Origin of the sequence: Acinetobacter sp. ANC 3813 (assembly GCF_002135435.1) — a bacterium.
Lineage (GTDB): Bacteria > Pseudomonadota > Gammaproteobacteria > Pseudomonadales > Moraxellaceae > Acinetobacter.
In genome coordinates, this window is the sequence record NZ_NEGK01000006.1 from 1 (window position 1) to 24,919 (window position 24,919).

Here is a 24,919-nt window from a genome sequence, read left to right on the forward strand (position 1 = left end):
ACACAAGTTGTTCTTCATAATCTCTTAATGATCTTCTTGCTGATTCGTCACCAGCAAGCTAGGTCGGCTATATTACTCTAAATCTCTTCAAAGTCAACTGGTAATTCAAATTATTTTAAACTTTCTTTCTAAAACCCAATCTTAACACTTCGTGCTAAGTTGCTGTTTTATCAGAAGTTTTAATCTTCATCACCGCCGATGGATGTGCATTCTACAGCATTTCACATCAGGCGCAACCCCATTTTATTAATTATTTTAAAATAATGCATCACTTGTTTATTTATTCCTCAAAAATGCTGTTTTTTTCTATTTTTTTAGAAAAATTGGGGCAGAATCATTCAATTCATCAAAGAATTTTTCTTTTTTATTTTTCTCTTGCCAATTTAAAGACCGGCAATCGATATATTCACAATAACCGCTCTCGCCCTCTTCTAATTCATCATTTATTTTGACTTGATAACTGAAACTGCCTGCATAACCCGCCCCTACACCAAATTTATAGTCACCACGGCTTTTGGCTGTAATACAAATTTTAATTTTTTCATTATGAATAATCCATTCAAATTCGCGAGGCAGGTACATTCTTTTGTAATGCGGTGTTGTCACAGCTGGATATAGGCGCTGGATATGAAAATGCACACCTTCATCACTCATCCATACATGCTGTTGCTGCAGATCTTTTAAATACACACGAGATTGCAGGATCCGGTTTAACCGATCTCTAGTTTGCATCACGATCAACTGACGCTTTCCGCTTAGATTAATAATTTGAGCAGTATAAAATGCGATAGGCAAAAAAGAAAAACTCATGACTCGCGCATATTCCAAAGAACCGAGTTGCTGTATATCGCTGCGTTGCCCTTTATACGTTAACTCTCCCGAGCACTCACATAATTGCGACCAGTACTCTGCGAGATTCATGCGCAATTTATTGTAATAGCACAGTGCGCCTGCGCTTTTAATTTGCAAATTAAAACTCAGCTCGCTGTCTATACGCTGCAGGTTAAAATTTGGAAAACTTCCGTTAAACGCTTCCCGATCTTGAAATTGAAATGAGTGTTTTTCGAAAGCGCAATCGCTTGAGATATTATAACTGCTGAATTGGCCCGCCATACGCATACTGCTGCTGCACATGACTATAGCGGTGTCATTGCTGGCTTTTTTATTTTTTTCTGATCCAAATATAGCTGCGCTCGGACAGCCAATAACACTGATAAAGTTTAAATAATGCAGCGGGGCGGGAAGATTTGGGATTTTTAAACCAAGAAGAATGGTTTTATATTGCGAATTTGGCGCATGTAAAGGCAAATTGCATGAAAGCTTGGCTGGAGTTTGATTCAGCTGTTTTGATTGATCTAAGAAACCTTTCAACAACTGCATATCAAACTCCTTACATGATTATGCTGCCGTATGTTTTCGTGCCAAGAAGGTGGTCACAAAACCGGATAAAGCATAAATGATGGACAAGACCAAAATACCGACTGGAATATTGTATGTCACTGCAGCCAAAATAAAGACGATGATCGGCAGTACGGCAAACGGCACACGCTTACGGTCTACAGTTTTAAATGAATAATACTTAATATTGGAAATCATCAATAAACCAACAGCAACGATTACTGCTGCATTGACTGCCTGAATGCCTGCATCTTTTAAATCAAAGACTGCCGGAAAGTCACGCGCAACCAGTACCAATGAAATAATCATGACTGCCGCCAGCGGACTTGCCACACCAATAAAATAGCGCTTATCCACCACACCGATTTGCACATTAAAACGCGCTAAACGAAACGCTGCGCAAGCGGTATAAACAAAACAAGCTGCTAAACCGATACGGCCTAAATCATGCAAGCTCCAGCTGTACATTAAAATCGCAGGCGCCACACCAAAGGCCAGCAAATCTGATAATGAATCAAATTGCTCACCAAAAGGGCTTTGCGCACCAATGGCGCGGGCAACACGGCCATCTAAACCATCAAATAATGCTGCAATAAAGATGGCATAGACCGCTTGGGTATAGTCGCCATTCATACTGGCAATAATCGAATAGAATCCTGACAGCAAGGCTGCTGTCGTGATCAGGTTTGGCCACAGATAGATGCCGCGTCGTTTGACCTTCTGGCCTTCATGGGTATGCTCCTCTTCTTCCACTTCAAAAGTGATGCCATCAAAAGTACTTTCGTCTTTCGATTTAGAAGATACTTCCCCTTCAGGTTTAGTAATATTTGTCATTCTTCGATCCTAACTGTGACCTTTTTTATCTTACTATTTTAAAAACGGCTTATTCGCCAACCAGCCAGCGCACTGCTGCATGTCCGCCATTTTCGTTCATGCGCAAATGCGGGAATAGCCATTGCAATGCTTCATCCGCATCTTCAGAGAACTTCCAAGGCGGGTTGATAACCAATAAACCGCAGCCATTTAGGCCAACTGGAGTATCGTCAGGCCATACGCAGATTTCGCAAACCAATTGACGGCGAATACCCGTCTTGAACATTTTCTTCTCAAAACGCTCAATCATGGCGCGGTCTTTAATTGGATACCAAACTGCAAAAACGCCTGTTGGCCATTTTTTATAAGCCGCTACCAGCAATTCTACCAACTGCGGGAAATCTTTACGTTCCAATTCGTAAGGCGGATCAATCATCACCAAGCCGCGCTTTTCTTTTGGCGGAATCACACCCAGCAAACCTTCATACGCATCACGCTCATGCAGGCCTGCACGCTTGTCAAAAATATTGTGGCGCAATTGCTGAAATACATCGCGCTGCATTTCAAAAATCGTCGCCTTATCAATTTCACGCATGCCTTCTAAAGCAAACCATGGTGAGCCTGGATAAGCGCCCTTACCGAAGTTTTCACGCATTTTTTCAACAATTTTCAGATACTGCTGCACGCCTTCAGGCGCATTGCGCTTAATAGAATCATCTAATTTGACCAATCGATGAATACCGTGCAAAAACTCACCTGACTTTTGCGCTTCTGCGGTAGATAAATCGTATTTACCTGCACCACCATGCGTATCTACATAGCGATATGGTTTATCTTTTGCATTAAGTCGCGCCAATAACTGAAGCAGCAACACGTGCTTCATGACATCGGCAAAGTTGCCTGCATGGAAGTGGTGACGGTAATTCATGTTTCTTTAATTCCTGATATCAACGGCTATTTTAGCATGAAAAATAGTTTCATTCCGATGCTTATCTTGCTCTAGAATAACGGACCTTTTTTCTGTTCTTTTTACGGTTCGTGTATGGATGGTATTTTACTCCCAAAGTCTTGGAACGTTGATCTAATCTTAAATGATTTAGATCAACACGGTTTCGCCATGATTGACGATGCCTATACAGCAGAATATGTGCATACGCTTTCTGAAGAATGCATTTCACATTTAAATCAGTTCCGTGACGCAGCCATTCAAAACGGCGTGGTCAGCAATATCCGAAGCGATCACATTCTTTGGCTCAATGAAGAACTGAATATTGCCCAGCAGCATATCCAATATTTAAACGCCCTTTCAGCACATCTGAATCAGGCGTTTTTTTTGGGCATTCAAGAAGCTGAAGCGCATTTCGCCTGCTATAACGCAGGAGAATTTTATGCCCTGCACCGTGATAATCCGCAAGGCAAAAATGGGCGGATGATTTCCACAGTCTATTATCTGCATGAAGATTGGCAATCCGATTGGGGCGGCCAGCTCAGACTGCAGGATAAAAATGGCGAATGGCATATTATTGAGCCCAAGCCAAACCGTATTGCCATTTTCCAAAGTGATTTGCTGCATGAAGTGCTGCAAGCCAAACATCAGCGCTTATCCATCACCGCTTGGCTGCGCAGCGGAAATTCCATCTGGTAGGCTTTAAATTTCTTTATTCATCCTCATATAACTGTCATTGCAAAAGAGGAAGCCTTTCATGACTGACCGTATCAAACCTATCATCCAGCGTATTGGTGAGACAGATCAGCTGTATTTGCAAGGCAATACTCCTGAATTGGCGCTGGAGCGCGCTGACTTGCGCCTGGAATTAGTGATGCTGAGCCAGTTGCGCCAAGAACAGATTCATTTTCTGCAAGAAGCTGTAGTTCTGCTAGAACAAGGCCGCATTGAATTTGAAGAAATGCCGCTTCGCCTGTATGTGGATTTATCTCTGCATTTGGCCAAAGCCTACATGATTTATTTTGAAATTACCCGTGAAGCGCGATTTGCCACCATCACACAGCAGATTTTAAAGCCTATGACGCATGATGATTTCGGAGATATTTATTTCTTCTTGGCCTATGCATCTGCGGCGAAAAATGAGCCATCACTTGCGCGTCATTGGCTGAAAAAATACAGCGCCACACAAGCTTTTGATTTGCAAATGCTGCGCGGACACTCCGCTTTCTTCGCATACCGCGAAGAGGTTTGGTTTAACAGCATGCTGCACAGCAAACTGCATTAATCGCCACTGCGGAAAGGCGCACAATAAAAATGCCTCTAATAAAGAGGCATTTTTATTGTCTAGTCATTTATACAAAATGAGAAAAAACCGCATTATGCTGTTTGCAACTTATAAGCATCCAAATGCAGCTGCTGATTCAATTCATCAATCCAGATTGCCCAGTCATCATCCTGAACCAAATGACTGATCAGAAAGTCACGCTGCGCTTTATTCCAAAAAGGCGCGTCATGCAAATTTTGACTTGCAGAAAGCTGATGGGTGCGCACATATAATTCGATGGCCGCAGGACTGCTGGCTAACCCCAACTGAGAAAATAATAAAGCTAAGGATGGTGTATTTTGATTGAGCATCTCGCCCTCCTTATCAACTAATTTGTCATATATTATTCAATTAACTTATATGATGTTGATAAAAAAACCTAGCTTTATTTGCTAGGTTTGTTGTTTCAATTTGTGTTTATAAATTACAAGATCCCATCAGCTTATGTTCTTTATGCAACTGCTCATTCAATATATCCACCACCATGGCCCAGTCATCATCTTTTTTCCAATGACTGATAATAAAATCATGCTGTGATTTGCTCCAAAAGGCCGCTTCGTGCAGAGGAATATCCATTGTGAGCTGATGGTTTTCAATAAACTGATCAATGGCTTCGGGGCTGGAATCTAATCCCAGCTGATCAAAAAAAAGTTCTAAGGTCGGTTGCTGATCAAACATGGCATTTCTCCTCAAGCAGGTCTTTTGCAAACAGTTTTTTACAATGCTGGCTGAATCATCTATTTCTTTATCTTTGCCTGAGCGCCTTGCTTTGTCAGTTGCAAGACCATCTCAGCATGTTATTTTTTGTTTATATTTTAATCACTATAATCTATTCAGGCATAAAAAAGCACCCCAAAAGGAGTGCTTTTCAAACTTAATCTAGAAAGATTAAATTATTTGATCATGTCAGCAACTGCTGCACGTTCTTCTTCCAACTCGTTTAGAGTGAAGTTGATACGCTCACGGCTGAATTCGTCGATTTCAAGACCTTGAACGATTTTGTATTCGCCGTTTTCAGTTGTAACAGGGAAACCGAACATAACGCCTTCAGGAATACCGTAAGAACCGTCAGAAGGAATACCCATAGTTACCCATTTGCCGTTCGTGCCAAGAGCCCAATCGCGCATATGGTCGATTGCAGCATTAGCAGCAGACGCAGCAGAAGACAAACCGCGCGCTTCGATGATCGCCGCGCCGCGTTTACCAACTGTAGGAAGGAACACATCTTTGTTCCAAGCTGCATCGTTGATTTTGTCTTTTAAGCTTTCGCCGTTTACAGTCGCGAAACGGTAGTCAGCATACATTGTTGGAGAGTGGTTGCCCCAAACTGTCATCGTTTCGATATCAGAAACTGCAACACCCGCTTTTTGAGCAAGCTGAGTCAACGCACGGTTGTGGTCTAGACGAAGCATAGCTGTGAAGTTTTTCGCTGGAAGATCTGGAGCAGATTTCATAGCGATGTAAGCGTTAGTGTTTGCAGGGTTGCCTACAACAAGAACTTTAACGTCACGGCTAGCAACTTCGTTCAGCGCTTGACCTTGACCAATGAAGATTTCACCATTCACTTTAAGCAAGTCAGCACGTTCCATACCAGGACCGCGTGGACGTGAACCAACCAATAACGCATAGTCAGCATCTTTGAATGCAACTTTAGGATCGTCAGTGCCGATCATGCCTTCCAACAATGGGAATGCGCAGTCGTCAAGTTCCATCATTACGCCTTTAAGCGCAGCTTGAGCTTTCTCAAAAGGAACTTCGAGCAATTGCAAAATAACTGGTTGATCTTTACCTAGCATTTCACCGCTTGCGATACGGAATAATAGGCTGTAACCAATTTGACCTGCGGCGCCAGTAACGGCAACACGAACTGCTTGCTTCATCTAATTATCTCCAATTGAGGATATTCAATGCGATTAAATAGTTAGTCCATTTAATCTAATAATCATAAACGCCGAAGATTGTACTCCAATCCTTTGACACTTGCATGTAAAAGAGAATGCTTTTCAACAAAAGTATGATAGGAAATATAAATAAAATATCTTTAAACGTTCAGAAAGAACCCTTAATTATGAAAGAAGCTGGACAGCTGCCGGTGATATTTGCAGCACATGGCGTGTAAAGGCCATTATTTTTGTAGCAGATTTTAATATCAGTCAAAATATTGCCTGCATAAGAAGACTGGCAGCTGAATTGCACACCATTGACCGGCAACCCTGGATTTAGGCGGATCATTTTGGTTTTTAATGCCACATACTGCATCTGGCGGGTTTCTTGGCTGGTTAATTCTTCTGGAATTTTCAGCTTTTCCGCGTAGTTGATTATGGTTCGGAAATACTGACTGGCGTTCATGGGCACGCAGCCGCCAATTTGGCGCCATAAGGCATTGCGCGCGCTTTCATCTGGCATGACCCGCGCCACAACCTTGGCTTGAATAGGCGATAATTTTACCGAACTGCCGGTGGAGCAATCCTGTTTAGCCGTTTCAGGATAGAGTCCTGTGATATTCAGCGAATAGCCTTCCATGCATTTACGCTTTTTATTGCGCTGCGGGTCTAAAGAACATGCTGCCGGAACCAGCTGCACATTCATCATATAAGCATGCGCAGCTGGTGCAGCATAAACAGCAGATGAAACAAAATTGCCAGCTAGCGCAATACACGGCGCCAGCCATAATGTTTTGATCTTACTCTTCAGCTGCATTCATCATTCCCCAATCATTCACTCAGCAGACAGATGTTTTTCCTTTATTGCGCGTTGCGCATTGGTATCACTTGCATCCGTTTGCCAATAGACTGTGCGCCCTGCCCCAGTAATACCCCATAATGCGTTGCATTGGTCATGACATGTTTCACATAATCACGCGTTTCAGTCAATGGAATTGTTTCAGCATATTGATCTGGATCGATGTTTTGACCTTCCGGCTGCCAGCGGCGCGCGCGGTTTGGACCAGCATTATAGCCAGCAGTTGCCAGCACGGGACTATTGCTGAGCTGGCTTTGAATCATCGATAAATAGTACGTGCCATAGCGGATATTGGTATTCATATCGGAGAGCGCTGCTGGGTTATAAGTTTCACCCATTTGCCGCGCGACCAGTTTTGCAGTATCCGGCATGATCTGCATAAGGCCGCCCGCACCGACATGTGAACGCGCAGTAGTCACAAAACGGCTTTCCTGACGCATTAACCCATAAGCCCAAGCGGGATCTATACCTGCATTTCGGCTATGGCTTACTACATAAGCCTGATGCGGCATGGCATAGCGCAAGCTGTAATTATGCTGTTTGACGGTTCTGTCTGCGGCGTAAATTGCGCGGTCATACCAGCCCATATCTGTTGCACGCTTAGCTGCGGCCAACAGTAAACCATCATCTTTTTTCAGATAAGCCTGACGCACCGCCCAGTTCCATTCACGATTGATATAATTGTCTGGCGCATTCACATCACGCAGGGCAAAAGCGCGGCGGAAATGAATATCCTGGCTTAAACGCTGTGCGTCTGCATTGCTTGGCTGCGCATTATTCGGCACACTGCTGTAACTTTGCCCCAAATGATCTTTGGCAAGCAAATTGTGGTAATCGTCACCTTGCGCCAAACGCTTAAAGATCTCTTGCGCGGTCTTTTGGGACGCCCCATCACTGCGCTTTTCATAGCCGCGCGCCAGCCAATACTGCCAGCGGTCTTCCTGACGCTGCGTCACACTCATGCTGTCAATGGCGCGGATTAAGCTTTCCCAAGAGCTGAAACGAATGGCTTGGCGGGCATAAATTTCCGCCTCTTCAGGACTGAACGGCAAGCCATAGCTGGCATCAAGAAAACTTAACACTTCGCGGTTGAAATTATTCTTCATCACCGTGGTGCCGCCCACATACCCCACTGCCCGATACAGAGCGCGCTGCACATCTGCTGGCACACCGTCCGCTGCACGCTTAGCGGAAGCCATTGCAGAATTTAAATCACTGTCCGCCAAACGGCCTACTGCATAAATCAAATACGCATGGTCTTCCTTGCTGATTTTAGGCGCCGACCATAAATAATTCATGGGATTCGACTGAATGCTGTTCAGCTGCGCCAAGGACAGATTCATATTAATGCTTTGCGCTGTGGCAATGGCTTGACCTGACTGCCCTGCTCGCAATTGTCCCCACAGGCGCATCTGGCGGTCCTGTTCTGTCAGCAAAGGACTGGACAGCATCAGGCGCCCAAGGCCTGTACAGGATTCTGGCTGTGCATTGGTGGTCAGCCAGACTTCTTTATATTCGGCATAAATCAGCGGATCACCCGATTTGGCGCGGACCTGCGCAACGGCGCAATTTTCTGCCTGATCAGCATTGGTCACATACTGCAATACCGGCTGCGCTGATGCGAAATCCGCCATTTTGACTTTTTCTTCGACATAGTCTGCCGCTAATTTTTCCGCCATAGCCGACTGCGGATAACGCTGGGCAAAGTTCACAATCTGAGCAGCGGGCTGTGAACCCAAATTGCTGTTTAATATCCAATACTCGGGGTAATAGCCCAAAGCGTCATTTTGCATAGAATATTGGTACTGCTGCAGCATCGGGATATTGCTGGAATTGGCAGCGCGCAGCGCCTCATTAAATTGTTCATCCCCTGCATGCACTGAATAAGATGCACTGGCAGAAACTGCGCTCAACGCAAGCAGCTGATAATATTTATTGAGTTTCCAGACTTTTTTTAACATCCATTTGCCTTCTTTATTTCACTTTTAGCATTCATTGCAGCACGCCAATCATTATTCAGCTAGTTTAATAACTCTCAGCCAGCTGTATTGTTGTGTTATGTAACCTTATGATTAAACAATATTAATTTTCAAACATTTTTACTTCATAAATCAATCTTTAATGCTTCTCATTTTAGGCTGTAAGTTTATATCGAATTACTGCTAAAATACGCGCCTTCCATAAATTATAGATATTAATTGCTGCAAGTCGCTGCATTTATCGCTTGCCTGCAAAGCAATAATATTTTCCGTTTAATCCTTTAGGAGCCTACATGACGGTTCAAACCTTCATTCCGAATGGTGCCAAAGCTGCCTCAGAAAACACTGTTACCCAGCCACAGCACACCCCTGCCAAAGATGCTGCAGTCAAAAAGCTGTACATCGAAACACAAGGGTGTCAGATGAATGAATATGACAGTCACCGTATGGCAGACCTTTTAGGCGATTCACACGGCTATGTGCTAACCAAAGATCCCAAAGATGCTGATATTCTGCTGATGAATACCTGCTCCATCCGTGAAAAAGCGCAGGAAAAAGTTTTTTCTGAATTGGGCCGCTGGCGCAAGCTGAAAGATAAAAATCCAGACCTGATTATTGGTGTAGGCGGCTGTGTTGCATCACAAGAAGGCGACAATATTCAAAAGCGCGCCAACTATGTTGACATGATTTTTGGCCCGCAAACCCTGCACCGCCTGCCGCAAATGCTGGATCAGCATTTTGAGCAAATTGAAAAACCGAAAAAAGAAAAAATTAAACTGGTGGATATTTCATTCCCGGACATTGAAAAATTCGACTTTTTGCCTGAACCGCGTGTTGAAGGCTATAAAGCGTTTGTTTCAATTATGGAAGGCTGTTCGAAATACTGCTCATTCTGTGTCGTGCCATACACCCGCGGCGAAGAAGTATCGCGCCCGCTGGATGATGTGCTGGCAGAAATTGCAACTTTAGCGGAAAAAGGCGTGCGTGAAATTTCCCTGCTGGGCCAAAACGTAAATGGCTACCGCGGCGAAACTTTTGACGGCGAAATCTGCACTTTTGCCGATCTGCTGCGCTTAGTGGCGGAAATTCCGGGCATTGGCCGCCTGCGCTACACCACGTCTCACCCGCTTGAATTTAACGATGACTTGATTCAATGCTACCGCGACTTGCCGCAAATGGTTTCACATCTGCATCTGCCAGTTCAAAGCGGTTCGAATGATGTGCTGCAGGCGATGAAGCGCAACCACACGATTGATGTCTATATCGAAAAAATTGCAAAACTGCGCAAAGTGCGTCCAGACATGCATTTATCTTCAGATTTCATTATTGGTTTCCCTGGTGAAACTGATGAGAATTTTGAAGAAACCTATCAGTTTATTAAAGATATGGACTTTGACCACTCTTACAGCTTTGTCTATTCAAAACGTCCAGGCACGCCCGCTTCAGAACTTGAAGATACAACACCGGACGATGTGAAAAAAGAACGTTTAGCCAAAGTGCAAAAGTGGATTAAACGCTCAAGCATTGATAAGACTGATGCCATGCTGGGCAGTATCCAGCGCGTACTGGTCGAAAAAGTTTCGGATAAAGATCCAAACCTCTTAGTCGGCACCGCAGACAACACCCGCTATGTCACTTTTGTCGGTGACGCCGATTGGGTTGGACGCTTTGCAGAGATTGAAATCACCGAAATAAAAACTTTGAATTTAGTTTACGGCGAGCTATTGAATCTTGAACCTGACGTGGCGTAATGTAAGAGCTGAACTCAAGACAACTTAAGGAATTCTCTTGACTGCAGCGATTCGGCGTACAGTAACTTTTCCTGGTGTTTCACTTGACCGTTTGCAAAGCATGCTTGGCGCATATAACGGTCATTTGAAACAAATCGAACAACGTTTAGATGTCAAAATTTCCCATCGCGGCGATGCTTTTTTTGTCGATGGTGAAATAGATGCGGTAGAGAGAGCAGAAGGACTTTTGCACCGTCTGCACGAAGAGTCTGAAACCACCAATCAAATCAGCGCGGATACCTTGCACTTAATGATACAAGGCAGCCAGACTGACCGTGAACTGCAGGAAGATGCTGAAGGCCAAGAACATACGGGCTTAGAAGACATTTACCTGCAAACCCGCAAAGGCCGCATTAACCCGCGCGGCGCCAACCAAAAACGCTATGTGCAGCGCATTTTGCAAAGCGATATTTCCTTCGGTATTGGCCCTGCCGGTACAGGTAAAACCTATCTTGCCGTAGCGGCTGCAGTCGATATGCTGGAGCGCAACGAAATTCAGCGCATTCTGCTGGTTCGTCCTGCGGTTGAAGCCGGTGAAAAACTCGGTTTCCTGCCCGGTGATTTAAGCCAGAAAATTGATCCGTATTTGCGTCCGCTATACGACGCTTTATATGAAATGCTCGGTTTTGAAAAAGTTGCTAAGCTGATTGAACGTCAAGTGATTGAGGTTGCACCCCTCGCCTATATGCGCGGACGCACCTTAAACCATTCTTTCGTGATTTTGGATGAAGCGCAGAACACCACACCGGAACAAATGAAAATGTTCCTGACCCGTTTAGGCTTTGGCTCACGTGCAGTCATCACAGGCGATATTACACAGGTCGATTTGCCGCGCGGTCAGCAGTCTGGCTTATCGCATGCCCTGCGTGTGATTGAAAAAATCAAAGAAATCCATATTACCCGTTTCCATTCCCGAGATGTGGTGCGTCATCAGTTGGTACAGAAAATTGTTGAAGCCTATGAGGGATGGGACAGTGAACAGCAGCGTTTAAGCGCTGCAGCCCGTGCAGAACGCAAAGCGCTTCAAGAGGCATTAATTGCCGACAATGATGCAAAAGCCGATGCACAAAATGATGAACAGAATTAAGGATTCATTTTGAAACTGAGCCTCACCCTGCAGCAGGACTTTCAAGCGCCTGAGCTGGTGCTGAAACGCGCCTATATCAAAAAGACGCTGGAAACCGCTTTACGCTATATCGGCACTCAAAGCGACTGCGAAATCGGCATTGCCTGTGTAGGCAATGAAGAAAGTCATAAGCTAAATATGGAATACCGTAAAAAAGACAAGCCGACCAATGTGCTGTCTTTTCCAAGCGATCTTCCAGATGAAATGGCTGAAATTTTAGATGTCTTCCCCATTGGCGATTTAGTGATTTGCATCCCAGTGGTATTGCAGGAAGCGCTTGAACAGCAGAAAACCCCGATTGAGCATTTCACCCACATGCTGGTGCATGGCGCGCTGCATCTGATGGGCTACGATCATGAAACGTCTGAAGAAGATGCCGAAGAAATGGAAGCTCTAGAAATCGAAATTCTAAAGAAACTCGGTTTTGATAACCCCTATACGGTTATAGAAGATTAAAAGCCAAAAATTTAAAAGCGGACTCTGGTCCGCTTTTTTATATCTGTAAAATGTTTAAACAGTATCTTGCTCAACACAATAATCATAACGGTAGATTCATCATGAAATATGTAGTCATTTTCAAAGCCAGAATTAAACACTTTGATGAACACTATGCGCAAACAGCACAATTATTGCGTGAAAAAGCTTTAACAGAATTTCATTGCCAGCACTTTGAGGCACTCTGTGAAAATGATCAAGAAATTGCGCTGTCTTATTGGAATCAGCTGGAAGACATTCAAGCATGGCATGCCGATGCAGAACACATTGCAGCACAGCAGCTGGGCAAAGCGCAATGGTATGCGCATTTCAGTGTAGAGGTCTGTGAAGTACAGCGCCGCTATAGCAGTCCTAGCGCAAAACAATATATAAGCAAATTGAGCACTGGTCATGAATAACGGCAGACCCATTGCAATTAAGCGAACAGACTCAAATGATGCACACATACATTTGCAATTTCATGCTGTTCCGCAGCTGGAATACTCTTACAGCTGGCAGAATTTATGCTAAAAATAGTCAGAACAGCTGCGTGCTAGGAGTAATTCCTGATGAATCGGTTTGTATCAGCAAAAGTATTTGGAGAAAAAGTCAGCCTGAAATACATGCTTGCGCCCCTGCTCTTAACAGCATGCTGTTTTTCTATATCCCTGCATGCAGAAACACCTACACCGTGCCCAGAAACGCCGTTCACGCAAACAGATCAAGCTTGGTCTGGGCATTACTATTTAGAAGGCGTCATGGAAGTCGGTTCTGAACTGCTGCTGGAGCCGAACGGCAAGTTTAAATGGTATTTGGCTGTAGGCGCTTTAGACCAATATGCCGAAGGCACGTGGTGGAAAAATGGGAAGTGTATCGGCTTAAAAGCCGCGCCTAAATTTCTCCCCTATCTACAGATTTTCCCAACTCAGCTTAGTCTTTCAGAAAAAAATCTAGAACCGATTTGGATGGATGGCCGCCAGCAAGGGCGCTATGTGTTAGCCCAGCGTGAAAACGGCGCAGATACTGAATAGTCAGTGCAGCCAGCACAAAGTATAGCTGCAATGTTGTTCTCTTAATGCACCTCAAACTCAGCTTCGGCTGGGTCAAAACGCCAAGTACGCACAATGCGCAGCTCCGAGATATCTTTCATTTTGGCATCAAAGCTGCCAAAAGGCGCAGCTTTGCGGACCGATGTTTTAGCGGCATCATCCAGCATGTCATGCCCAGAGCTTTCAATTAAGCGGATTGCGCGGATACCGCCGCTGCTGTTCAGAATCACCATTAACCTCACTTCGCCTGCTAGACGCTGCTGCTTAGCGGCATCTGGGTAATAGCGGTTGCCGTAAAACTCCACCTTTTGACGGAATTTTTCCATATACGCTGCGGTGTTATCCTGTTTGGCCTGAATACCATCTATGGTCTTTATTTTCTGCTGGCGGCTAAAGTTTTGCTGGCGCTGCAGATACTGCGCTTCAATACTGGCAATCATCGCAGCCTTCGCCTGATATTGACTCTGCATTTCTTCCGCCAGTTTTTTGCGCTGATTTTCCTCCGCCTGCTTTTGCCAGCTCAGCGTGGTCATCAGCACTTTTTCTTCAAAATTCAGCTCGCGCTTTTGCTGCATTTTTTCCAGCGTTTCCTGACGGGCTTCCCCTGTCGAGGTATCAACCATAGGTGCAGGCATATCTGTCGCCATACGGTGCGATTCTCGGAATTTACCAGAACCTTGCTGATCATCCTGCGCTAAAAAATCTGCATGTTCGACTTTGATGTCACTTGGCCGTAAGCTCACCGCGATTTCTTTCGTTGAAATATCGCTTTCCTGCGGCATCGCAAATTGCAGCGTTAAGACAGTCAGATGCAAAACCGCAGCCAAGCCTAATGCACCGGTAAAAATCGGGTCTTTCCACCAGTCTTGTATTAAAGGCTTTAAGGTCATTTTTTTCAGCATCACATTTTTACGACAATTTGCCGAATTCCCCAAACACTCGAAATGAGTATAAAATAAAACACCGTTTTCATTTTTCAACGAAACCGCCAAGTCCATCATTAAATGACTTGGATGCACTTAAAATCCTAAAAATGCTGCAGTTTATTTTGCTAAACTGCAAGCTCAGAACCCTGTATTTTTGCACAATTCGACAAGATACATCAAAATTTTAATTACGCTCTTTTGCTGGGATAGTCTATATGCAAGCGATCATTTCCAATATTTCTAGACGAATCCGTCAAGTCTATCAAAAGGCGGAAGGGTTTATTGAAGATGAACGCGAATTTCCGCTATCTCAAGTTTTCTTAAATGCAACCTTTCAGCGCTTTGTCACCGATAACGTCAAAATGCTGCAGGACCTGCATGCAGACTTGCATGATGACTGGCTGCGCCTCTATGCCACACTGAACTATAACGGTTTGGATATTACACTTTCTGTCGATTTAAAATTGGTGCAGATGGAGTTGAACAAAGATATCCAGCTGATTGTTTTTGAACAAATCAGCGACACGCAGATCATCAATGCCAAATACCCGAATTTCATCTATAAACTAGGGGTAAAACTGGCATTATTCTTCTACCAAAAAATACTCAATGATGATCCGCTGGGCATGATTTTAGAAAAGCTTAAAGTCATTAAAGTTAAAGATGATCTGCTGCATTTAGACCTGAACCGCTGGCTGGGCAAAAATCGCTCTATTATTGACACGCTGAGCAAAGTGCATGTGAACCATGCTGTATTGCGTGAAGCCGAGCTGGTGGTGATGGGCAATGTCAATATTGCCGCACTATTCAGTAAAATGGCGCAGGAAAAAATCGAAGCTTGGGATGACAGCAATTTGGAAGATGATCAAGTTACACCGATTAAACAAAAAAAGAAATAAGCATAAACTGTGCAGAAGATGAAACAGTAAACATAAAAAGCAGCAGTAAATATACATTTACAGGCGCTTTTAAACTTTCATCTTCATAATCTGCGCGCATACTAACAGCCAATGTGAAACAACGCGCTGATGCATACATGCCAGCCGCATAATCTCACAACCACTTCATAGGAATAATGTACTTATGGCTAAATTCGCTATTAAATCACTCGGTTTTGCTGCAGGGGTAAGCACTGCACTGCTGTTTACTGGATTCGCAAGCCAAGCGTTTGCCATGAGTCCATTCCAAGCAAATTACCAGTTTAGCTACAACGGTAAAAATATGGGTTCTGCAACCCGGACTTTAAGCAAATCCGGCAATAACTGGTCTTATGTTTTTGTCGCTAAAGCCGGCGGTATTGCTTCAGCAACGGAAAGCAGTAATTTCAGCCTGAACGGCAGCAATATTACGTCTGGCAGCTTTAAACGCACCAGCAAGATTTTAGTGCATAACAACACCATGAGCATTAACTTCAACCCAAGCGCAAAAACCATCAATACCAAAAAAGATGACAAAGCGCGTTCATTTGCATGGAAAGCAGGTGTATTGGATGAACTGAATGCTGAATTGCAAATTCGTGAAGATTTGAAAAATGGCGGACTAAAAGCCAATTATGCGATTGCTGACGCCAAAGAAGTCGAAGCGCGCAAATTTGTCAAACAAGGCGCAGAAAAGGTTAAAACCAGCTACGGTACCTTTGACACTGTAAAAGTAGTCATGAAGCATGATAAACCAGGCCGTGAAACAGTGTTCTGGCTTGCGCCTAAATTGGATTATGCGCCAGTCAAAGTCAGCCATCTTGACGGTAAAACCTCTTATGGCTTGCTCTTAACGGGCTATAAAGGTGCAACAAATTAATTGATTTGATCAATTTCGCTTGCATTTTTCTCGGTGCTTTTTAAAATACGCCTTTGCTTTAAAAAGCACCTGCCCTTGAGGATTCTCCCGTGTACGCACTAGAACAGAAAATCTTAGCTGAAGGTATCGTTCTATCTGAAGAAGTTCTGAAAGTCGATTCTTTCTTAAACCACCAAATTGATCCCGTAATGATGCAGCAAATTGGTCAAGAATTTGCGCGCCTTTTTAAAGATGCTGGCATCACTAAAATTATTACCATTGAAGCGTCGGGTATTGCGCCTGCGGTCATGGCTGGTTTAGAACTTGGCGTTCCGGTAATTTTCGCCCGTAAATATCAATCTTTGACTTTAAAAGATGATTTGTACCGCTCAAAAGTATTTTCGTTCACGAAGCAAATTGAAAGCACGATTGCCATTTCTAAAAAGCACATCGATGCATCAGACAAAGTTTTAGTGATTGATGACTTCTTAGCCAATGGTCAAGCAGCTTTGGGCTTAGCAGACCTCATTCATCAAGCAGAAGCGAGCGTGATCGGTATTGGCATCGTGATTGAAAAATCATTCCAGCCAGGCCGTCAAATCTTGCTAGATAAAGGTTACCGCGTTGAATCATTAGCGCGTGTTAAATCTTTAGAAAATAAAACTGTTGAATTTGTCCGTGACTAAGGGCAAATCCGCAGTCAAAAAAGAGCGCACATGCGCTCTTTTTTTAGGCCTTAAAATTGCTTAAGCGCCATTAACATCGGACACATGCTGTGCATAATCATTTGAAAATTTTAAATTAGGTAAAATTATTACAAAAATGTCATCTTTCAGCACTTCTGTTTAAAGCAAAAAACGTTAAGGTACAGACATCATCGGCAATAAAGCTTAATCTTGAACAGCTTTATGCGATTTTTCCCAAGGACAGGCAACAGTCTATGACTACACATTCTTCAATTGCACCCCAAAATATCATTTGCCCGAAATGCGGTTCTGCAGAAGTTGTAAAACGCGACCATGAGCAAAACCTGCAAAAAATTGGCGGGGTCCTGCTCAGCGGCGCAGGTACAGCGGCAGGCACGGTCGGCGGTGCGGCATCTGGCGCTTCTATTGGCGCAATGATTGGCGCAGCAGCTGGGCCGCTCGGTGTGATTATGGGCGGTACAGTCGGCACTTTTGTCGGTGCAATCAGCGTGGGCATAACTGGCGGTTTTTTAGGGCACCGTTTTGGTAAAAAAGCAGGTGTCATTGTCGACCAAAATGTCTTCTTAGATTACCAATGCCAAAAATGCAAACACCGTTTTAATGAACAGCACGGCGCTGAAAATAATACAGAGCAGCAAAAATAACTCTGTAGGTCTTCTTCGACCCTCATAAAAAAGAGCGCATCAGCGCTCTTTTTTCATCTTAAACTTCAAGCACTATTGCGCATTGAGTGCAGCAAATTTTTCAGCAGCTTCCACTCTTTCCTTTTGCATAGACATTTCCTGCTTTTTCTCTTGAGGAAAATCTACCGTGTGCATTACAGGCATACTAAAGCCCGCTGAAGACATCATGATAGCGCCGCAAACCATAACCGTACGAAATTTTAAAGAAACCATCTATTACCCCTTCGGAAAAATAAAAAAAACAGAATCATCCGCACACACAAAATGGATGATTCCTAAAAAAGCAGCCTCTGAGGACTGTAAAAAAAGCGTGACCATTAAAATTGAAATCGAAGCTTTTGAATATCACTGTAAATTGGTATTTTTTTGATCAAACCATTTAATTTAATATTTTTAATCATATATTTAGCATTATCCAAAAACATAAAAAAAAGCGGGAAAAGTACAAAGTTATGCACTTTTCCCGCTCATTCCCTGCAAAGTTTGAACTGCGGCCCGAGGTGACAGCTAAAAACTCAAAATCAGCATCTGGATTGTTCTGCATTGAGCAATCTATAAAAATTATGTTTTAGGCACTATTGTTCCGCCGTAGCTATTCAATTCAGCTTTTGCACCAGCTCAGCCAAGCGTTTGCCCTGCGCTTCACAGAGTATTTTTTCATCCTGACTCAAAGACAGATCATGGCGCGGACCGCTGACATGGCTGGCGCCATAGGGCGTACCGCCGCTTTTCGTATTGGACAGCGCCGGCACTGCATTGCTTAGCCCCATAATCATCATGCCGTGATGAAACAGCGGCGGCAGCATCGTCAGCAGCGTGCTTTCCTGCCCGCCATGCATTGAACCTGACGCTGTGAATACACAGGCAGGCTTGCCATGCAAAGCGCCATTCAACCATAAACTGGTGGTCTGATCTAAAAAGTATTTCATTTCAGAGGCCATATTGCCAAACCGGGTTGGCGAGCCTAAAGCCAAGCCAGCGCAATTGCCCAGATCATCCAAAGTGCAGTAAATATCGCCGTCTTCTGGAATGCTGGGCGCCGCTTCAGTCACAACAGCAGCAATATTGGGCACTGTTCTGATTTTGACTGCAACACCTGCGGCTTCCACACCATTGGCAATCAAATGCGCCATTTCTTTGGTCGAACCATATTTGCTGTAATAAAGTACAAGAACGTAAGGCTGCATCATTTTGAATAAATAATATGAAAAAAGAAAACTATACGGTATTTTTCCGTTTTTTTGGGTAAGCTAGGTCAGGAAAATTGAGAAAAGATGATTAAAAGAATAGAGACATACACGCATGATAGAAACCTATTTAAGAAAACTCCCCTTTTATGACAAAAAATGGTTTCAGTTTGTCTTATTTGTTATTCGACGTTTTGAGACTGACCGCTGCCGTGAACAGGCTGGTTCATTAACCTATACCACCCTATTTGCTGTCGTTCCGATGCTGACGGTATTTTTGGTCATCATCTCATCAATCAAAGCGCTGGAACCCGCCCGCCAGCAATTGCAGCAGCTGATTTACAGTAATTTCCTGCCTAAGACCACCATTGCCTTTGATAAAGCCCTGAATGCATTTACCGACAAATCCAGCAATTTAACTGTCATTGGTGTTTTGTTCCTGTTCATTACCACGGTGATGATGCTGACCAGTATTGAAACCGTTTTCAACCGGATTTGGCGGGTCACAGAAACCCGCGGCGGCATCCTTGGCTTTATGCGCTATTGGACCATTATTTCCTTAGGCCCAATCCTGCTGGGCAGCGCTTTTGTCATTTCTTCGGCTGTGGCCTCTTTAAATGTGCTGAGCAATAACTTTGCCGGCTATGAGCTGGACGGCGCTTTCATCTTTTGGCTGATTTCTTTTTCACTGACCGTACTGGGCTTTTTCATTCTGAACTGGACCATTCCCAACCGTGAAGTTCCAATCAAAGCTGCTTTTTTGGCAGGCCTCTTCAGCGCCACGGTCTTTGAAATGCTGAAGCACCTGTTCAGTTTTGTCATGTCTAATTTTACCAGCTATGAAATTGTATACGGCGCATTTGCTGCCGTGCCGATTTTCCTGCTGTGGATTTTCCTATCGTGGAATATTGTCCTGATTGGCGTTGAGATCAGTTTTGCGCTCACTGCATTTAATGCCGACACCCATATGCGCCGCAAACGCCATGCCGTGATCATGCTGCTAGACTTGCTGGAGCTGTTCTATCAAAAGCAGCAAAATGGCCAAACCGTAACGGAAGCTGAGGCTTTAGATGTACTGGGACGTGAAGAAATCGGCCGCTGGCCTTCTTATGTGCAGCTGCTGGAAAAGCAGAGTTTAATTAAGCGCACCGATGACAACAATTACGTGCTGCTGCGCAATTTGGCACAAGTCGATTTTTGGAGCTTCTATATTCAGCTGCCCTATACTTTACCGCGCCGTGATGACGTCAATCACGCTGCGGATGATAAATGGCTGGAACGGATTGGCCCTGCGCTGATTGAATCAGATGATTATCTCGCCGCTAAACTGGCCATTCCGCTCGCGAATATTTTTGAAGGAAAATAAGCGCGCTTTTGAATCAGCAGCGCAATATTTATAAAAGGTCATGCAGTCATGGCCTTTTATTTTAATCCAGCGTTAATGGCGGTTTTAGGTCTAGGCTTTTTGAATTAATGCTTTTTTAGATTTACGGCCTGAAAGGCTGACCACCAGCACACCCGCCATCACCATGATGGTTCCAATCATAAAATTGCGCTCAATTGGGTCATTTAAAATCAGCACGCCAAACGCTATACCAAACAGCGGCGTCAAAAAGGAAAAAACACCTAAACGTGAAGCTAAATAGCGCTTTAACAGCCAAAACCAGATTAAATAACTGGCAAATGAAATCAGTACCGCATGAAACACTAAGCTGGCAATCGTTACAGCAGTCCAATGAATTTCACTCTGCCCCATCAAAAAAGCCATGGGCAGTAAAAAAATAAAGCCGCCCATCAGCTGGTAAAACAAGGTCTGTGTTGCGGGCGCTTCTGAAAGATTGGTCATGCGGACCGCCAGCGTGGTGGCCGCCCAAAAAACACCCGCACCCAATGCCAGCATATCTCCGAGCAGCATGCTGTTTAAGTCTTGCGCGGCATGGCTGCCCCGTCCAGCAAAAGTCACCACAATGCCTAAGAAAGCCAAAAAGATTCCGCTCCACTGCATGAGCGTCAAACGTTCTGCTGGCAATTTCCAATGCAGGCCCAAAGCCACAAAAATGGGCGCGGTGTACAGCAGCACAACCGTATGTGAAGCGGAGGTAAAGCGCAGCGCTTCACCGATTAAATAAAATTCCAAAGCAAACAGCACCGCCACCAAACCGCCAGAAAAACGGTACTGACGGCCCCACAGCGACTGGCCTTGCGCCAATTTAATCAGCGGAAAGACCAACAATGCAGATAAGCCTGAACGCAGCGCCAATTGCATAATAGGAGCAATATCTGCCGCCGCGAGTTTAATAACAACTTGCTGCAGCCCCCATAGAATGCATAAAAAGAACATAATTGAGGATGCTTTTGCATCCAGCGCCTGCCGAGTCTGCACCTGATTCACACTGCAATTTTTCAAAAACGCTACCTTAGCATTTTGCTGTGGAAAACACTTGAGTTATCCACAATTTTAAGCATCATTTTTAGTGCGAAAGCAGAAGGCGAAAATAAAATATTAGATCGATTCAGGCCAATGCAACAGCCGCTTAATCCACAGATGCAGACTAACTATCATCACCCCTGCCATCACCAATGCAGTGCCGAAAATGAAATTCAGTTCAATCTGCTCATTCAGAAAAATGACACCAAAGGCCATGCCAAAAATTGGGGTTAAAAAAGAAAACACCCCTAAGCCATTGGCCAAATATTTACGCAGCAGCCAGAACCACAACATGAGACTGAAAAAAGACATGATCAGCACATGAAATACCATGCTGCCAATAGCGACAGCAGTCCAGTGGATTACGGTCTGTCCTGTAAAATAGGCAACAGGCATCAAAAACAAAAAACCGCCTGCCAATTGATAAAAGAGGGTTTGCGTGGCTGGCGCATCGGATAGTTTCGTTAAGCGCAATGAAATAGTGGTCAGCGCCCACATTACACCTGCCAGCAAGGCCAAAAGATCGCCCCACAGCGCCTGTGAAATCCAAGGGCCTGCCTGCTGTTCACGCCCCATAAAGGACAGCACGATACCGCAAAAAGCGATCGCAATTCCCAACCATTGCACGGCATACAACTTTTCTGATGGCAGCTTCCAATGCAGCCCTAAAGCCACAAAAATGGGGGCGGTATACAGCAGCACAACGGTATGAAATGCCGTGGTATAGCGCAGCGCTTCCGCCACACATAAAAATTCAGCCGAAAATAAAAAGGCCAGCCAAATGCCCGGCAGCAAATAATCCTTGCTGTATAAATGCGAACCTTTGACCAGCTGTATCAGCGGCAGCACCAAAATAGCCGACAGCCCAGAGCGGATGGCAATCTGCATGACAGGTGATATATCAGGCGCAGCCAATTTCAACACCACCTGCTGTATGCCCCAAATCATGCACAAAATAATCATTAAACCAGATGCCTGCACATCCAGCGCCTTACGCTGCTCCACAATATGTACTCTGCCCTAAATCGAAAGCACACTATAAAACTGGCATAAATGAAAGATATAATTTAAAACAGACAAAAGGTCTTTTTATTCAGGCAAAATATCATGCCGCATCATCTTAAACACGGCGCTGTACAGCTGACACAGCTGCCAACCAATGACGATATTGTCCGTCCGCTTTGGATCAGTTTCAGAGATGATCCAGCGTTGTCGGTCTATCCCGAACATGGACATGCTTGGGGCGAGTTTATTTATGCATTTAACGGCGTGATGGAAGTGAATATTAATGACATCGACTATTTAACTCCGCCGCCTTACGGCATTTGGCTGCCGCCCAATCTGCAGCACAGCGGTTTGAACCGTACAGCCGTTTCACATGGCACCTTGTATATTCACGAACAGCTGTGCAGCCAAATGCCTCAACAGGCGGGTATTTTACTCAGCTCCAACTTAGTCAAAGCCATCTTTGAACATTTGCAGCAGCAGACCTTTCCTGAAGATTCGCCTGAGCATCAGCGCCTGCTGCAAGTCCTGCTCGATCAGCTGCAGCAGGCACAGCTGGTCAGCAGTTATTTGCCGCATGCCAACCACCCTGCTTTGGTGCAAATCTTGGACTATTTACATCAGAATCCAGCGGACAACAGTGCGCTGCATGTCCTTGCACTGCAGGCCAATATGTCTGAACGCACATTGGCGCGTTATTGTCTAAAAGAACTGGGGATGTCACTGAATGAATGGCGCCAGCGCCTAAAAGTGATTAAAGCCATGAGCATGCTGACTGAAGGAAAAAAAGTCGAAAGTATTGCGCTGGATTTAGGCTATGCCAATGCTTCAGCGTTTATTAATATGTTTAAGCGCTGGATGAACCTGACACCGGACCAGTTTAGGAAACTAAATCAACCATTAAATTGCTGATATTGAAATAATAATTTTATTGACAGTAAGCTAAGAAAAAATATGATACTTAGATAGACTCATATCCCAGATAAATAATGATTAATAATAAAAATTCAGCATTCAATTTAGGCATGCTTTTTATATTCCTGTATGTTTTAACTGCTTGCAGTTCAGTTGAAGAGCAGGCTTTTAAAACAGCTCTCAAAGAAGCTAAAGCTGGACAGGATACAGCTCAACTTCAGCTCGCCCAATATTATCAATCAGGTCAAGGTACAGAAAAAAATCCCGCTCAAAGCCTATATTGGTATGAGCAAGCCGCCTTACAGGGTAATGCCAATGCTTTTCAACAATTAAGACAGCTTGCATTAGCTGGAAACCATGCAGCAGATCTTTTTCTGTCTGATTTACTGGATAATGGCAATGCCTTGCTGGCCAATTGGATTTATCAGCAGGCATTAGCGGGCGACTCCCAAGCTCAATATGCTTTAGCCTGGATGTATGATATGGGAATAGGCCGGATTGAAGATCCATATTTAGCCATGAAATGGTATGAAAAATCAGCAGCGCAGCAAAATTCTCTAGCGGAATATATTTATAAAAAACGTTTAAAGCGCGGTACAGTGTTGCCTCATCATAAATACCCAAATACCATTTACGGTGGAGTAAAACCTTACCCTATCTTTTCTAGCAAAATTGAGAATGCTTACCTGTACCATATTAATGATAGCGCTGTAAAAACACCGCGTGCATGGGATATTTCCGGCGCCTATATCAGCAACAAACATTTGATTAAAAATGATAAAACACTATATTTAACGCCTGACGAATATGCAGATATGTTTGGCAGAGCATCTGACAGCAACCCAGCACGTCAAACCAGCACCACACGGCATGTCAATGTGCATCAAGCTGGTACTGATTCTGCATCGTTACACTAATAGTATTAGTTTCTAAATTCATTGCATAAAAAAAGACCACCTTAGGGCAGTCTTTTAAAATCTTAGATGAGCTTGTTCTTACTTCACAAAAGTGGTCCAAACATAGTCCTGATTTTTACCTTTAAGGGTCATTTTCAGCTGTTCACCTGACTGCAATGCTGCAACGCCCGCTGGCGTACCTGTCATCACGACATCACCCGCTTCTAAGGTGAATGATTGACTGATGTCCGCCAGCAGATAGCCGATGTCAAAAATCAAATGAGAGGTATCCCCCGTTTGACGCAGCGCATCGTTCACATGCAGCGTGTAATGCACATCATTCCAATCACTGACCACATCTTCCGTGTTAATCCAATCCGACAAAATACATGAACCGTCATAGGCTTTTGAACGTTCCCACGGCTGGCCTTTTTTCTTCAAGTCATCCTGCTGATCACGCAAAGTCAAATCTAAACCGAGAGTCACAGCACCCACAGCCTGCAATGCCTTCTGCGAGTCAGTCTCGGCCTTTAATCGCTGGTCAATGCGCAGGCATAATTCACTTTCATAATGGCAGCTGCCAAGCGCTTTGTTCCAGTCTATGCCTTCTGCCAAAGTCGTCAGCGCACTAGGCGGCTTAATAAATAATACAGGACGATCCGGGATCGCATTGCCCAGTTCTCTCGCATGGTCAGCATAGCTGCGGCCCACACATACAATTTTAGATGGACGTGTCATGGTCTTCCTTTCCTGTC

At 44.3% G+C, this 24,919-nt stretch carries 28 protein-coding genes; 14 read left to right on the plus strand and 14 right to left on the minus strand.

The genetic code is table 11. The annotated features are described in order from the left end of the window. Positions 1-306: 306 nt before the first annotated feature. Genes B9T34_RS09975 through B9T34_RS09985 form a run of 3 tightly spaced genes read right to left on the minus strand, consistent with a single transcriptional unit; the run spans position 307 to position 3,139 of the window. Entirely contained in the window at positions 307-1,380 is a 1,074-nt protein-coding gene (locus tag B9T34_RS09975; RefSeq protein WP_086213008.1) for a DUF6670 family protein, read from the minus strand. An 18-nt stretch (positions 1,381-1,398) separates the two neighbouring features. Beyond that, positions 1,399-2,232, minus strand: a complete 834-nt coding sequence (pssA, locus tag B9T34_RS09980) for a CDP-diacylglycerol--serine O-phosphatidyltransferase (protein WP_086213009.1) — start codon at positions 2,230-2,232, stop codon at positions 1,399-1,401. A 49-nt stretch (positions 2,233-2,281) separates the two neighbouring features. After that, complete coding sequence (locus B9T34_RS09985) at positions 2,282-3,139, minus strand: 23S rRNA (adenine(2030)-N(6))-methyltransferase RlmJ (protein ID WP_086213010.1); 858 nt, start codon at positions 3,137-3,139, stop codon at positions 2,282-2,284. Positions 3,140-3,253: 114 nt separating this feature from the next. On the opposite strand from B9T34_RS09985, the gene B9T34_RS09990 reads away from it, so the two are divergent. Both B9T34_RS09990 and B9T34_RS09995 read left to right on the plus strand, forming a co-directional pair. Beyond that, positions 3,254-3,856: a 2OG-Fe(II) oxygenase gene (locus B9T34_RS09990; protein ID WP_086213011.1), complete on the plus strand. Its 603-nt coding sequence runs from the start codon at positions 3,254-3,256 to the stop codon at positions 3,854-3,856. A 58-nt stretch (positions 3,857-3,914) separates the two neighbouring features. After that, positions 3,915-4,442, plus strand: coding sequence for a hypothetical protein (locus B9T34_RS09995; protein ID WP_086213012.1), 528 nt, complete (start codon positions 3,915-3,917; stop codon positions 4,440-4,442). Between the two features lie 92 nt (positions 4,443-4,534). Here B9T34_RS09995 and B9T34_RS10000 read toward each other — a convergent pair whose 3' ends face one another. The 5 genes from B9T34_RS10000 to B9T34_RS10020 form a co-directional block, all read right to left on the minus strand. Continuing rightward, complete coding sequence (locus B9T34_RS10000; RefSeq protein ID WP_086213013.1) at positions 4,535-4,792, minus strand: DUF2789 family protein; 258 nt, start codon at positions 4,790-4,792, stop codon at positions 4,535-4,537. A 106-nt stretch (positions 4,793-4,898) separates the two neighbouring features. Beyond that, the gene (locus tag B9T34_RS10005; RefSeq protein ID WP_086213014.1) at positions 4,899-5,159 is read right to left on the minus strand and encodes a DUF2789 family protein; all 261 of its coding nucleotides are present in this window, start codon (positions 5,157-5,159) and stop codon (positions 4,899-4,901) included. Between the two features lie 215 nt (positions 5,160-5,374). Further along, complete coding sequence (locus tag B9T34_RS10010) at positions 5,375-6,361, minus strand: malate dehydrogenase (protein WP_005012874.1); 987 nt, start codon at positions 6,359-6,361, stop codon at positions 5,375-5,377. 169 nt (positions 6,362-6,530) lie between these two features. After that, a complete protein-coding gene (locus B9T34_RS10015; RefSeq protein WP_086213015.1) occupies positions 6,531-7,181 on the minus strand; it encodes a ribonuclease T2 family protein in 651 nt (216 codons plus the stop codon). A 44-nt stretch (positions 7,182-7,225) separates the two neighbouring features. Continuing rightward, on the minus strand, positions 7,226-9,184 hold the full coding sequence (locus tag B9T34_RS10020) for a lytic transglycosylase domain-containing protein (RefSeq protein WP_086213016.1): 1,959 nt from the start codon (positions 9,182-9,184) through the stop codon (positions 7,226-7,228). A 311-nt stretch (positions 9,185-9,495) separates the two neighbouring features. Between B9T34_RS10020 and miaB the strand changes: the two genes are divergently transcribed. The 5 genes from miaB (at position 9,496) to B9T34_RS10045 (ending at position 13,623) form a co-directional block, all read left to right on the plus strand. Further along, complete coding sequence (miaB, locus tag B9T34_RS10025) at positions 9,496-10,953, plus strand: tRNA (N6-isopentenyl adenosine(37)-C2)-methylthiotransferase MiaB (RefSeq protein ID WP_086213017.1); 1,458 nt, start codon at positions 9,496-9,498, stop codon at positions 10,951-10,953. Positions 10,954-10,990: 37 nt separating this feature from the next. Continuing rightward, positions 10,991-12,079 carry a PhoH family protein gene (locus B9T34_RS10030; RefSeq protein WP_086213018.1) on the plus strand — a complete coding sequence of 363 codons (1,089 nt, stop codon included), beginning with the start codon at positions 10,991-10,993 and terminating at the stop codon, positions 12,077-12,079. 9 nt (positions 12,080-12,088) lie between these two features. Then, the gene (gene ybeY / locus B9T34_RS10035; RefSeq protein ID WP_086213019.1) at positions 12,089-12,574 is read left to right on the plus strand and encodes an rRNA maturation RNase YbeY; all 486 of its coding nucleotides are present in this window, start codon (positions 12,089-12,091) and stop codon (positions 12,572-12,574) included. A 101-nt stretch (positions 12,575-12,675) separates the two neighbouring features. Beyond that, positions 12,676-13,011, plus strand: coding sequence for an antibiotic biosynthesis monooxygenase family protein (locus tag B9T34_RS10040; RefSeq protein ID WP_086213216.1), 336 nt, complete (start codon positions 12,676-12,678; stop codon positions 13,009-13,011). Between the two features lie 195 nt (positions 13,012-13,206). Then, positions 13,207-13,623, plus strand: a complete 417-nt coding sequence (locus B9T34_RS10045; protein ID WP_171265185.1) for a hypothetical protein — start codon at positions 13,207-13,209, stop codon at positions 13,621-13,623. A gap of 41 nt (positions 13,624-13,664) precedes the next feature. Here B9T34_RS10045 and B9T34_RS10050 read toward each other — a convergent pair whose 3' ends face one another. After that, positions 13,665-14,543: an energy transducer TonB gene (locus B9T34_RS10050; RefSeq protein ID WP_171265186.1), complete on the minus strand. Its 879-nt coding sequence runs from the start codon at positions 14,541-14,543 to the stop codon at positions 13,665-13,667. Between the two features lie 239 nt (positions 14,544-14,782). Between B9T34_RS10050 and B9T34_RS10055 the strand changes: the two genes are divergently transcribed. From B9T34_RS10055 to B9T34_RS10070, 4 genes are all read left to right on the plus strand, one after another. After that, positions 14,783-15,466, plus strand: coding sequence for a hypothetical protein (locus B9T34_RS10055; RefSeq protein WP_086213021.1), 684 nt, complete (start codon positions 14,783-14,785; stop codon positions 15,464-15,466). A 184-nt stretch (positions 15,467-15,650) separates the two neighbouring features. Continuing rightward, positions 15,651-16,364 carry a DUF3108 domain-containing protein gene (locus tag B9T34_RS10060; protein ID WP_086213022.1) on the plus strand — a complete coding sequence of 238 codons (714 nt, stop codon included), beginning with the start codon at positions 15,651-15,653 and terminating at the stop codon, positions 16,362-16,364. Between the two features lie 89 nt (positions 16,365-16,453). Next, entirely contained in the window at positions 16,454-17,029 is a 576-nt protein-coding gene (locus B9T34_RS10065) for a xanthine phosphoribosyltransferase (protein ID WP_086213023.1), read from the plus strand. A 254-nt stretch (positions 17,030-17,283) separates the two neighbouring features. Next, positions 17,284-17,694, plus strand: a complete 411-nt coding sequence (locus B9T34_RS10070; protein ID WP_086213024.1) for a hypothetical protein — start codon at positions 17,284-17,286, stop codon at positions 17,692-17,694. Between the two features lie 72 nt (positions 17,695-17,766). On the opposite strand, the gene B9T34_RS18735 is transcribed toward B9T34_RS10070, so the two are convergent. Continuing rightward, the gene (locus B9T34_RS18735; RefSeq protein WP_139841263.1) at positions 17,767-17,946 is read right to left on the minus strand and encodes a hypothetical protein; all 180 of its coding nucleotides are present in this window, start codon (positions 17,944-17,946) and stop codon (positions 17,767-17,769) included. 383 nt (positions 17,947-18,329) lie between these two features. Then, positions 18,330-18,920, minus strand: a complete 591-nt coding sequence (gene wrbA / locus B9T34_RS10080) for an NAD(P)H:quinone oxidoreductase (RefSeq protein WP_086213026.1) — start codon at positions 18,918-18,920, stop codon at positions 18,330-18,332. 115 nt (positions 18,921-19,035) lie between these two features. Here wrbA and B9T34_RS10085 point away from each other — a divergent pair, with 115 nt between their 5' ends. Continuing rightward, positions 19,036-20,286, plus strand: coding sequence for a YihY family inner membrane protein (locus B9T34_RS10085; RefSeq protein WP_086213027.1), 1,251 nt, complete (start codon positions 19,036-19,038; stop codon positions 20,284-20,286). Between the two features lie 90 nt (positions 20,287-20,376). On the opposite strand, the gene B9T34_RS10090 is transcribed toward B9T34_RS10085, so the two are convergent. Both B9T34_RS10090 and B9T34_RS10095 read right to left on the minus strand, forming a co-directional pair. Beyond that, positions 20,377-21,303: a DMT family transporter gene (locus tag B9T34_RS10090; RefSeq protein ID WP_086213218.1), complete on the minus strand. Its 927-nt coding sequence runs from the start codon at positions 21,301-21,303 to the stop codon at positions 20,377-20,379. 120 nt (positions 21,304-21,423) lie between these two features. Then, complete coding sequence (locus B9T34_RS10095; protein ID WP_171265179.1) at positions 21,424-22,353, minus strand: DMT family transporter; 930 nt, start codon at positions 22,351-22,353, stop codon at positions 21,424-21,426. Between the two features lie 102 nt (positions 22,354-22,455). On the opposite strand from B9T34_RS10095, the gene B9T34_RS10100 reads away from it, so the two are divergent. Continuing rightward, the gene (locus B9T34_RS10100; protein WP_086213028.1) at positions 22,456-23,265 is read left to right on the plus strand and encodes an AraC family transcriptional regulator; all 810 of its coding nucleotides are present in this window, start codon (positions 22,456-22,458) and stop codon (positions 23,263-23,265) included. A 77-nt stretch (positions 23,266-23,342) separates the two neighbouring features. Next, complete coding sequence (locus tag B9T34_RS10105; RefSeq protein WP_086213029.1) at positions 23,343-24,185, plus strand: tetratricopeptide repeat protein; 843 nt, start codon at positions 23,343-23,345, stop codon at positions 24,183-24,185. Positions 24,186-24,263: 78 nt separating this feature from the next. On the opposite strand, the gene B9T34_RS10110 is transcribed toward B9T34_RS10105, so the two are convergent. After that, complete coding sequence (locus B9T34_RS10110) at positions 24,264-24,902, minus strand: fumarylacetoacetate hydrolase family protein (protein ID WP_086213030.1); 639 nt, start codon at positions 24,900-24,902, stop codon at positions 24,264-24,266. Positions 24,903-24,919 lie beyond the last annotated feature (17 nt).

Coding starts and splice junctions, on each gene's coding strand:
- B9T34_RS09975 (WP_086213008.1), bottom strand. CDS start 1,380: ATGCAGTTGTTGAAAGGTTTCTTAGATCAATCAAAACAGCTGAATCAA.
- pssA (WP_086213009.1), bottom strand. CDS start 2,232: ATGACAAATATTACTAAACCTGAAGGGGAAGTATCTTCTAAATCGAAA.
- B9T34_RS09985 (WP_086213010.1), bottom strand. CDS start 3,139: ATGAATTACCGTCACCACTTCCATGCAGGCAACTTTGCCGATGTCATG.
- B9T34_RS09990 (WP_086213011.1), top strand. CDS start 3,254: ATGGATGGTATTTTACTCCCAAAGTCTTGGAACGTTGATCTAATCTTA.
- B9T34_RS09995 (WP_086213012.1), top strand. CDS start 3,915: ATGACTGACCGTATCAAACCTATCATCCAGCGTATTGGTGAGACAGAT.
- B9T34_RS10000 (WP_086213013.1), bottom strand. CDS start 4,792: ATGCTCAATCAAAATACACCATCCTTAGCTTTATTATTTTCTCAGTTG.
- B9T34_RS10005 (WP_086213014.1), bottom strand. CDS start 5,159: ATGTTTGATCAGCAACCGACCTTAGAACTTTTTTTTGATCAGCTGGGA.
- B9T34_RS10010 (WP_005012874.1), bottom strand. CDS start 6,361: ATGAAGCAAGCAGTTCGTGTTGCCGTTACTGGCGCCGCAGGTCAAATT.
- B9T34_RS10015 (WP_086213015.1), bottom strand. CDS start 7,181: ATGCAGCTGAAGAGTAAGATCAAAACATTATGGCTGGCGCCGTGTATT.
- B9T34_RS10020 (WP_086213016.1), bottom strand. CDS start 9,184: ATGTTAAAAAAAGTCTGGAAACTCAATAAATATTATCAGCTGCTTGCG.
- miaB (WP_086213017.1), top strand. CDS start 9,496: ATGACGGTTCAAACCTTCATTCCGAATGGTGCCAAAGCTGCCTCAGAA.
- B9T34_RS10040 (WP_086213216.1), top strand. CDS start 12,676: ATGAAATATGTAGTCATTTTCAAAGCCAGAATTAAACACTTTGATGAA.
- B9T34_RS10050 (WP_171265186.1), bottom strand. CDS start 14,543: ATGCTGAAAAAAATGACCTTAAAGCCTTTAATACAAGACTGGTGGAAA.
- B9T34_RS10055 (WP_086213021.1), top strand. CDS start 14,783: ATGCAAGCGATCATTTCCAATATTTCTAGACGAATCCGTCAAGTCTAT.
- B9T34_RS10060 (WP_086213022.1), top strand. CDS start 15,651: ATGGCTAAATTCGCTATTAAATCACTCGGTTTTGCTGCAGGGGTAAGC.
- B9T34_RS10070 (WP_086213024.1), top strand. CDS start 17,284: ATGACTACACATTCTTCAATTGCACCCCAAAATATCATTTGCCCGAAA.
- B9T34_RS18735 (WP_139841263.1), bottom strand. CDS start 17,946: ATGGTTTCTTTAAAATTTCGTACGGTTATGGTTTGCGGCGCTATCATG.
- wrbA (WP_086213026.1), bottom strand. CDS start 18,920: ATGCAGCCTTACGTTCTTGTACTTTATTACAGCAAATATGGTTCGACC.
- B9T34_RS10085 (WP_086213027.1), top strand. CDS start 19,036: ATGATAGAAACCTATTTAAGAAAACTCCCCTTTTATGACAAAAAATGG.
- B9T34_RS10100 (WP_086213028.1), top strand. CDS start 22,456: ATGCCGCATCATCTTAAACACGGCGCTGTACAGCTGACACAGCTGCCA.
- B9T34_RS10105 (WP_086213029.1), top strand. CDS start 23,343: ATGATTAATAATAAAAATTCAGCATTCAATTTAGGCATGCTTTTTATA.
- B9T34_RS10110 (WP_086213030.1), bottom strand. CDS start 24,902: ATGACACGTCCATCTAAAATTGTATGTGTGGGCCGCAGCTATGCTGAC.